This is a genomic window from Bradyrhizobium centrolobii, from assembly GCF_001641635.1.
GTDB lineage: Bacteria > Pseudomonadota > Alphaproteobacteria > Rhizobiales > Xanthobacteraceae > Bradyrhizobium > Bradyrhizobium centrolobii.
In genome coordinates, this window is the sequence record NZ_LUUB01000076.1 from 18,533 (window position 1) to 27,500 (window position 8,968).

Genomic DNA, 8,968 nt, shown 5'->3' on the forward strand with positions numbered 1-8,968 from the left:
TTGCGATCCACCCGGTTTCCGGGAATCTTGCACAGGAGTTCCGCACCACACCGTGAGCCCAGGATGCAAAGCCTCCACGTCAACGGATATGACATGCCCTATCTCGATGTGGGCGAAGACAGGGCGGGGCCGCCGCTGGTCTGCGTGCACGGCTCGTTGTCCGACTTCCGCATCTGGGGCTGCGTGCTCGGGCCGCTGACACAGCGACACAGGCTGATCTGCATCAGCCTGCGGCACTTCTTCCCGGCGCGGTGGGACGGCGTCGGCGACACCTATTCGATCGCGCAGCATGTCGACGACGTCATCGCCTTCATCGAGAAGCTCGATCTCGGCCCGGTCGATCTGATGGGTCATTCCCGCGGCGGGCACATCTGCTTCCGCGTGGCGCAGCTTCGGCCCGATCTGTTGCGCCGCCTGATCCTGGCCGAGCCCGGCGGCGAGCTCGATGCCAGCCTCGATCCGGACTATGCCGGCGGCCCCTCGCCGCTGCTGGCGCGCTTCACCGCTTCAGCAGAGAAGATCAGGGGCGGCGATGTCGATGGCGGCCTCGCCGTCTTCGTCGACACGCTGGAGGGACCGGGCACCTGGCCGCGGCTGCCGACGATGGTGAAGCAGAATTTGCGCGACAACGCCTTCACGCTGATCGGCCAGGTTCGCGACAATCGCCCGCCGTTCTCTAAGGCTGATGCAGAGTCCATTCGGATGCCGACGCTGTTCATCCTGGGCGCCCGGACCAAGGGGCTGCTGCCGGAGGTGCTGCATGCGCTCGCCGCGCATGTGCCCTATTCGAAGACGGCGATCATACCGAACACGACGCATCCGATGTTCGAGCAGGCACCGCAAAAATATTCCGAAGTGGTGCTGGATTTTCTGGCAGGCTGATCATGCAGACATTTCACGTCAACGGTTACGACATGGCCTATCTCGAAGTCGGAGAGGGCCCGCCGCTGGTCTGCGTGCACGGCACGCTCGGCGATTTCCGCACCTGGTATTCGGTGCTCGGTCCGCTGTCGAAGGCGCATCGCGTGATATCGGTCAGCCTGCGGCATTTCTTTCCTGAGCACTGGGACGCCGTCGGCGACGATTACAAGATGGCGCAGCACGTAACTGATGTGATCGGCTTCATCGAGCAGGTCAGGCCCGCGCCGGTCGACCTGATGGGACACTCGCGCGGCGGCCATATCGCGTTTCGTGTCGCGCAGGCGCGGCCGGATCTGTTGCGCCGCTTGGTGCTGGCCGAGCCCGGCGGCGATCTCGACGCAAGCCTGCCGGTTCCGGCAGGCACGCCCGCGCATCCGCCGCTTGCCGCGCGCACGGCACGCTCGGTCGAGATGATCCGCGCCGGCGACATCGAGGGCGCGCTGCAGAACTTCTATGAAGGCATCGAGGGCGACGGCTCGTGGCGGCGCGTGCCGGCGGCCGCGAAGCAGCAGCTGCGCGACAACGCCATCACCTTTCTCGGCCAGATCAACGAGCAGCGCAAACCCTACACGCTGGCCGACACGCAGGCGATCAGGACGCCGACGCTTCTGATCGGTGGCGGCGCAACGACCGGCAGCCTGTCGGTGATTTGGCGCGTGCTCGCCGCGCACATCGCCGGTGCGAAGACGGCCGTGATCGCGAATGCCGGCCACTGGATGTTCGAGCAGGCGCCGCTGGAATATGGCGAAGCGGTGAACGCGTTTCTGGCGGAGTAGCTGTGTCCCTTGCCTCTCCCCGTTTGCGGGGAGAGGCCGGATCGCATCGAAGATGCGATCCGGGTGAGGGGGAGCTTCCCCGAGTCCAGCTCTCACCGTCGCTGCGGAAGCTCCCCCTCACCCCACCCTCTCCCCGCAAGCGGGGCGAGGGAGGTCACTGCCGGTGCCCGCCTCACGCCACCTTCCACACGCCGACCGGCATCTTGATCGTCGCGTTCAGCCGGTTCCAGACATTGATCGTCGCGATCGAGAGGATCAGGGTTGCGAGTTCGCGCTCGTCGAAATGCTTGGCGGCTTCGTTCCAGATCGCATCGGGCACGGGATCTTCACGATCGGCAAGACGCGTGACCGCCTCGGTGAGCGCCAGCGCGGCGCGCTCCGCGTCGGTGAAATAAGGCGCGTCGCGCCAGGCCGACACCGCGAACAGCCGCTCGTCGGTTTCGCCGGCCTTGCGGGCGATCTTGGGGTGCATGTCGACACAGACGCTGCAGCCATTGATCTGACTGGCGCGCAGGTGCACCAGTTCCAGGAGCTTTTCCGGCAGGCCCTGCTTGGTCAGGGCGCCCAGGGACTGCAGGACATTCATGGCTTCAGGCAGGACCATGACCGGATGATTCATACGTGCGTGCATCATTTTGCGTCTCCGTTTCAGAGCCGGGAGCCCCGGCGAGAGGAATTTCGACGGATCCGGTCACATCGGCCGGATTTGTCTCGTCATGGGCATGACGGACCAGGACCAGGGAATGTGACTGATGACCGACGAAAATTTTCTCAGCCGGCAGTTCGAGGCCAATCGGGACCATTTGCGCGCCGTCGCCTACCGGATGCTGGGGTCGCGCGGCGAGGTCGATGACGCCGTGCAGGAAACCTGGTTGCGGCTGAGCCGGAGTGACACGTCGGATGTCGCGAATTTGCGGGGCTGGCTGACCACGGTGGTCGCGCGCATTTGCCTCGATATGCTGCGGGCGCGGAAATCGCGCCGCGAGGACCCGATGAGCCCGGACATGCCGGAGCCGGTCGACGACACACGCGAGCGCGACGCGGAGATGGCCGATTCCGTCGGCGCGGCACTGTTGATCGTCTTGGAGACGCTGCAGCCGGCGGAGCGGCTCGCCTTCGTGCTGCACGACATGTTCGCCGTGCCCTTCGAGGAGATCGCGCCGATCGTCGGCCGCTCCGTCGATGCCTCGCGGCAGCTTGCCAGCCGCGCACGGCGGCGTGTGCAGGGCGCGCCGGTGCCCGACACGGATCTCTCCCGCCAGCGCAGGATCGTCGAGGCCTTCCTCGCGGCTTCGCGCGAAGGCAATTTCGAAGGCCTACTCGCCGTGCTTGATCCCGAGGTCGTCGTGCGCGCCGATCAGGCCGCGGTGCGGCTGGGCTCCCTGCCCGAAATCCGCGGTGCCGAAGCCGTCGCCCAGACCTTCAAGGGGCGCGCGCAGGCCGCACGGCCCGCGCTGGTCGATGGCGAAATGGGCGTCGCCGTCGTTCTCGGCGGCCACCTGCGCATCGCGCTGCGCGTCAGCTTCAAGGGCGACAGGATCGCCGGGATCGAGGCCGTGGCCGATGCGGAGCGGATCGCGGCGTTGGATGTGGAGGTGTTGGAGCCGTAAGGCGCGGCGCGTCTTGGTGCCGGTGATGCGGCGATGCTAAGTTCGTGCGCAAGCGCGCGATGCCGGCTTCAAGACGCGAAAGGACAATTGATGAAACCCCGCCTCATTCCCCTCCTCGCTTTGCTCCTGCTCGGTCTCGTCAGTGGCAGCGCCACGGCGCTCGCTGCCGCCGACGAGAAGCTGAAGGCCGCGGCCGAGCAGGAAAAGGCTCCGCTGATCCAGACGCTGCACGACATGGTGATGATCGAGAGCGGCAGCAGCGATGTCGAGGGTCTGAAGAAGATGGCCGACTTCACGGAAGGACGCCTGAAGACGCTGGGCGCCACCACGGAACGACGCAAGACCACGGCGGGCGCCGGTGCCGACATGGTGATCGCCACGTTCGAGGGCACCGGCACGCGCAAGCTGATGCTGATCGCGCATATGGATACGGTCTATCTGCGCGGCATCCTCGCGGCCGAGCCGTACCATGTCGATGGCACGCGCATCTATGGCCCTGGCATTGCCGATGACAAGGGCGGCATCGCCGTGGTCCTGCACGCGCTGAAAATCCTGAAGGATGCAGGCTGGCGCGACTACGCAAAGCTCACGGTCTCCTTCAATCCGGACGAAGAGGTCGGCTCGATCGGATCGGGCGAAATCATCTCAGCGCTCGCCGATCAGCACGATGTGGTGCTGTCATGCGAACCAACGGCCGCGCCGCCCGCCGCGGAGCACGAGACGCGCGGCTCGGGGCGAGCGGCACGGCGACCGCGACGATGGAAGTCACAGGGCGCGCATCGCATGCCGGCGCCGCGCCGGATCGTGGGCGCAACGCGCTGATCGAGCTTTCGCATCAATTGCTGCAAACCAGGGACATCGCCAAATCGATTTCCGGCACGCAGTTGAACTGGACCACGTCGCAGGCCGGCACCGTGCGCAACCAGATCCCTGAGAAGGCGGTGGCCGGTGGCGACATCCGCCTCACCATTCCCGACGGCATCAAGAAGCTCCAGGCCGCGCTCGACGAGACGATCAAGAACAAGCTGGTGCCCGATACGGAGACGATCGTGAAGATCGTACCCGGCCGCCCCGCGTTCCGGGCCGGCGAGCGCGGCCGTGCGCTGGCGGAAGAGGGACAGGCGATCTACGCCGAGATCGACCGCAAGCTCGACATCGTCGGAATGACGGGCGGCGCCACGGACGCCGGCTACGCCAATCGCAGCGGCAAGGCCGTCGTCGTCGAAAGCTTCGGCCTCGCCGGCTTCGGCGCCCATGCGCGCGACGAGTACATCGACACCAACTCGATCGTGCCGCGGCTCTATCTGATGACGCGCATGCTGATCGAGCAGGGCAAGAAGAAGTAGCCTCTTCTCACCTCTCCCCGCCTGCGGAGAGAGGTCGATCGCGTAGCCGGGTGAGGAGGGTCTCCGCAAGTCCGACTCTCACCGCCCCCGTGGAAGCTCCCCCTCACCCTGCCCCTTTCCCCGCAGGCGAGGAGAGGAAGAAAAAGCCACATATCTTCAATAGCTTGATACCAAGCGACACGAGGACGTCGTCGCCCGCTTGACGCTCCCCTCGCCCGGCGCTAGCGTCGAATACGGAATTCCGTATTCCATAGGAGCCGCCGGCGTGATCCCTCTCGACCCGCTCCCCAACCTGATCGACCAGGTCTATGCACGGATCCTGGAGGCGATCACCGACCGCACCCTGCAGCCCGGTCAGCGCATCCGGCAGAACGAGCTTGCCGACAAGCTCGGCGTCTCGCGCCAGCCGGTGTCGCATGCGCTGCACCTGTTGCATCGGCAGGGACTGGTCGCCGAGAGCGGCCGGCGCGGCTTTGAAGTGACCCAGCTCGATCCCGTGCGCATTCGCCAGCTCTACGAGGTGCGCGGCGCGATCGACGCGCTCGCGGCCCGGCTTGCAGCCGAGCGCGCGGCAAGCGATGCGGCGGGGCGCGCGCGGCTCGCAGCCGCGCTGCGGGCCGGACGCGCCACCAATCGCAAGACGCCATTGAACGAGCTGATCGCGCTCGATGTCGAGTTTCACGGCGCGATCTATCACCTCGCCGGCAATCCCGTGATCGAGGAGACGATTGCGCCGCAATGGCCGCACATGCGCCGCTCGATGGCGACGGTGCTCTCCGAGCTCGACTATCGCGACAGCGCCTGGGCCGAGCATGCGACGATCGCCGGACACATTCTCGCCGGCGAGGCAAAGGAGGCCGAAGGCGCGGCGCTTGCGCATGCGCAGACGGCAGGACGGATGACTGAGGAGAGATTGAAAGCGACGGAAGAAGCGGCAGCTTAGCGATGCCGTCACTCCGGGGCGACGCGAAGCGTCGAGCCCGGAATCCATCGGGCCACAGAGACTGCGGATAAATGGATTCCGGGTTCGATGCTTCGCATCGCCCCGGAATGACAACAATAATCAACAGGAGGACGACCCATGAAACTGACCCAGGAGCAATTGGAGTTCTTCCATCGCGAGGGCTGGCTGTTTCTCCCCGAACTGTTCAGACAGGAAGAGGTCGACTTCCTCGCGCGCGAGGCGATCGGCATCTACGACGCTGACCGCCCCGAGGTCTGGCGCGAGAAAAGCGGCGCGCCCCGCACCGCCTTTGCCGCGCATCTCTACAACGAGGCGTTCAGGGTCCTCGGCGCGCATCCGCGCATGATCGAGCCGGTCGAGCAGGTCTTCGGCGAGCCGGTCTACATGCACCAGTTCAAGATCAACGCGAAATCGGCCTTCACCGGCGATGTCTGGCAATGGCACCAGGACTACGGCACCTGGAAGCGCGACGACGGCATGCCGGAGCCGCGCGCGATGAACATCGCGATCTTCCTCGACGAGGTGATGCCGATCAACGGTCCCCTGATGCTGGTGCCGCGCAGCCAGAACGCCGGCGATCTCGAGGCCTCGCACGATCTTGCCACCACGTCCTACCCGCTGTGGACACTCGATGAGGAGACCGTCACGCGGCTGGTGAAGCAGGGCGGCATCGTGGCGCCGACCGGCCAGCCCGGCGGCATGCTGATGTTCCACGGCAATCTCGTGCACGGCTCGAGCGGCAACATCACGCCCTACCCCCGCAAGATCGTGTACCTGACTCTGAACGCGGTCTCGAACTACATCCGCACGCCGACGCGGCCGGAGTACATCGCGCACCGCGATTTCACGCCGATCAAGACGGTGGACGACGACGCGCTGCTGCGCCTTGCCCGTGCGCCGCGGCAGGCGGCGGAGTAGCTTACGCTGTCATTCCGGGGCGACGCGTGAGCGTCGAGCCCGGAATCCGTCGCGCCGCGGAGGACGCGGATGAATGGATTCCGGGCTCGCGACTTCGTCGCGCCCCGGAATGACGAATGGTAATCGGTTGTACTTACGGACATTCCCCCCATGAACCTCTTCCGCCTCCTCCAAGCTCGCGCCGCTGCCGGAAAGCCCGTGCGCGTGGCACTGATCGGCGCCGGCAAATTCGGCTCGATGTTCCTGGCACAGGTGCCGCACGTGCCGGGCTTAGAGGTGCCCATCATCGTCGATATCGATCGCGACCGCGCGCGCGAAGCCTGCCGCACCGTCGGCTGGGACGCAGCGCGCATCGCCGCGACCACCTTCACCGATGACGGCGCGCGCGCCATTGCCGGCGGCGCGATGGATGTGGTGGTGGAAGCGACCGGTAATCCGGCCGTCGGCATCAAACACGCGCGCGCCGCGATCGCGGCCGGCAAGCATATCGTGATGGTGAATGTCGAGGCCGACGTGCTGGCCGGTGCGCTCCTGGCGGAGGAAGCGCGCAAAGCGGGCGTCGTCTATTCGCTCGCCTATGGCGACCAGCCGGCGCTGACGGCCGAAATGGTTGACTGGGCGCGCGCCACCGGCTTTCGCGTCGTCGCCGCCGGCAAGGGTACGAAATATCTGCCGGCCTATCATGACGTGACGCCGGACAATGTCTGGCAGCATTACGGCTTGACCGCAGGCGAGGCGCAGTCGGCCGGCATGAATCCGCAGATGTTCAACTCCTTTCTCGATGGCACCAAATCGGCGATCGAGATGGCAGCCATCGCCAATGCCTGCGGGCTCGACGTGCCCACGGACGGGCTCCTGTTTCCGCCTTGCGGCGTCGACGATCTGCCGCACGTCATGCGTCCGCGCGACAAAGGCGGCGTACTGGAGAGATCCGGTATGGTGGAGGTCGTGTCATCGCTGGAGCGCGACGGCCGGCCGGTGTTTCGCGACCTGCGCTGGGGCGTGTACGTCGTGCTGGAGGCGCCGAACGACTACGCCGCCGACTGCTTCAAGCAGTACGGCCTGAAGACCGACGCGAGCGGACGCTTCGCCGCGATGTACAAGCCGTATCATCTGATCGGGCTTGAGCTGAACATCTCGATCCTGTCGGCGGCGCTGCGGAACGAGCCGACCGGACAGGCCTCTGGTTTTCGCGGCGACGTCGCCGCGGTCGCCAAGCGGCCTTTGCGCGCCGGCGAGATGCTGGATGGCGAAGGCGGTTACACCGTGTGGGGCAAGCTGGTGCCGGCGGCCGCAAGCCTCAGGGACGGCGCGCTGCCGATCGGCCTCGCGCATCGCCTGAAGCTGAGACATGACGTCGCGCACGGCGCGATCGTGCGCTGGAGCGACGTCGAGTTCGACGCCAACAACGAGACGGTGAAGGTGCGCAAGGCCATGGAAGCGGCGTTCGCAGCGCAGCATTGAATGACAGCGCCACCAAAGCGCGCTTGATTTGCCTATTCCCTTTCGTCATCCTGAACGCGATCCGGGAATACTGAATTTCGGACGCCAAGAAACGTCGGCCACCGGCGAAGTCCAAAGCGGCGCCAAGATCGCGATCCCTCGTCGAGGACTCGACATCACAGAGAGGGGAAACGCATGGAACGTCGTAAATTCTTGACGGCAGGCGGATTGGGCCTTGCCGCGAGTGCGGTCGCTGCGCCGGCTGTCGCGCAATCGATGCCGGAGGTGAAATGGCGGCTCGCCGCGAGCTGGCCGAAGGCGCTTGATACGCTCTACGGCGGCTGCGAATATTTTTGCAAGCGCGTCGCCGAGGTCACCGACAATCGCTTCCAGATCCAGCCCTTCGCCGCGGGCGAGATCGTCCCGGGCCTGCAGGTCCTCGATGCGGTCTCGAACGGCACGGTCGAGATCGGCAATACCGCGCTCTACTACTACTGGGGCAAGAACCCTGCTTTCACCTTCGGCACCTCGCTGCCGTTTGGGCTCAACACGCGGCAACACATCTCCTGGCTGTTGTGGGGCGGCGGGCAGGACCTGCTCAACAATCTGCTCAAGGAGCACAACGCGATCGGCATTCCGACCGGCTCGACCGGCGCCCAGATGGGCGGCTGGTTCCGAAAAGAGATCAAGTCGATGGCGGATTTCCAGGGCCTGAAATTCCGCGTCGGCGGCTTCGCCGGCACGATCATCGCCAAGGTCGGCGGCGTGCCGCAGCAGATCGCAGGCGGCGACATCTATCCAGCGCTTGAGAAGGGCACCATCGACGCCGCCGAATGGGTCGGTCCCTATGACGACGAGAAGCTCGGCTTCGTGAAGGTCGCGAAGTACTATTACTATCCCGGCTGGTGGGAAGGCACCGGCCAGGGCCACAACGTGATGAATCTCGACAAGTGGAACGCGCTGCCGAAGCACTATCAGGCTGCGATCGAG

General features: G+C 65.7%; 8 protein-coding genes and 1 pseudogene (1 of these 9 only partly in view). 8 read left to right on the top strand and 1 reads right to left on the bottom strand.

What is annotated here, in order from left to right:
• The first annotated feature begins 63 nt into the window (after positions 1 to 63).
• Both AYJ54_RS24435 and AYJ54_RS24440 read left to right on the top strand, forming a co-directional pair.
• A complete protein-coding gene (locus tag AYJ54_RS24435; protein WP_063702854.1) occupies positions 64 to 882 on the top strand; it encodes an alpha/beta fold hydrolase in 819 nt (272 codons plus the stop codon).
• A gap of 2 nt (positions 883 to 884) precedes the next feature.
• Entirely contained in the window at positions 885 to 1,697 is an 813-nt protein-coding gene (locus tag AYJ54_RS24440) for an alpha/beta fold hydrolase (RefSeq protein ID WP_063702856.1), read from the top strand.
• A 172-nt stretch (positions 1,698 to 1,869) separates the two neighbouring features.
• On the opposite strand, the gene AYJ54_RS24445 is transcribed toward AYJ54_RS24440, so the two are convergent.
• Positions 1,870 to 2,328, bottom strand: a complete 459-nt coding sequence (locus AYJ54_RS24445) for a carboxymuconolactone decarboxylase family protein (RefSeq protein ID WP_082905844.1) — start codon at positions 2,326 to 2,328, stop codon at positions 1,870 to 1,872.
• A gap of 121 nt (positions 2,329 to 2,449) precedes the next feature.
• Here AYJ54_RS24445 and AYJ54_RS24450 point away from each other — a divergent pair, with 121 nt between their 5' ends.
• The 6 genes and pseudogenes from AYJ54_RS24450 to AYJ54_RS24475 all read left to right on the top strand — a co-directional run.
• Positions 2,450 to 3,307 carry a sigma-70 family RNA polymerase sigma factor gene (locus AYJ54_RS24450; RefSeq protein WP_063702859.1) on the top strand — a complete coding sequence of 286 codons (858 nt, stop codon included), beginning with the start codon at positions 2,450 to 2,452 and terminating at the stop codon, positions 3,305 to 3,307.
• Positions 3,308 to 3,397: 90 nt separating this feature from the next.
• Positions 3,398 to 4,653 (top strand): annotated as a pseudogene (locus AYJ54_RS53755) (M20/M25/M40 family metallo-hydrolase).
• Positions 4,654 to 4,918: 265 nt separating this feature from the next.
• Positions 4,919 to 5,596: a GntR family transcriptional regulator gene (locus AYJ54_RS24460; RefSeq protein ID WP_063702861.1), complete on the top strand. Its 678-nt coding sequence runs from the start codon at positions 4,919 to 4,921 to the stop codon at positions 5,594 to 5,596.
• Positions 5,597 to 5,734: 138 nt separating this feature from the next.
• On the top strand, positions 5,735 to 6,535 hold the full coding sequence (locus tag AYJ54_RS24465; RefSeq protein WP_063702863.1) for a phytanoyl-CoA dioxygenase family protein: 801 nt from the start codon (positions 5,735 to 5,737) through the stop codon (positions 6,533 to 6,535).
• A gap of 150 nt (positions 6,536 to 6,685) precedes the next feature.
• On the top strand, positions 6,686 to 7,999 hold the full coding sequence (locus AYJ54_RS24470; RefSeq protein ID WP_063702865.1) for an NAD(P)H-dependent oxidoreductase: 1,314 nt from the start codon (positions 6,686 to 6,688) through the stop codon (positions 7,997 to 7,999).
• A 174-nt stretch (positions 8,000 to 8,173) separates the two neighbouring features.
• Positions 8,174 to 8,968, top strand: partial view of a TRAP transporter substrate-binding protein gene (locus AYJ54_RS24475; RefSeq protein WP_063702867.1) — the 5' portion only. Its footprint extends 294 nt past the window's final position; only the first 795 of its 1,089 coding nucleotides appear in the window; the start codon lies at positions 8,174 to 8,176; its stop codon lies beyond the right edge, outside the window.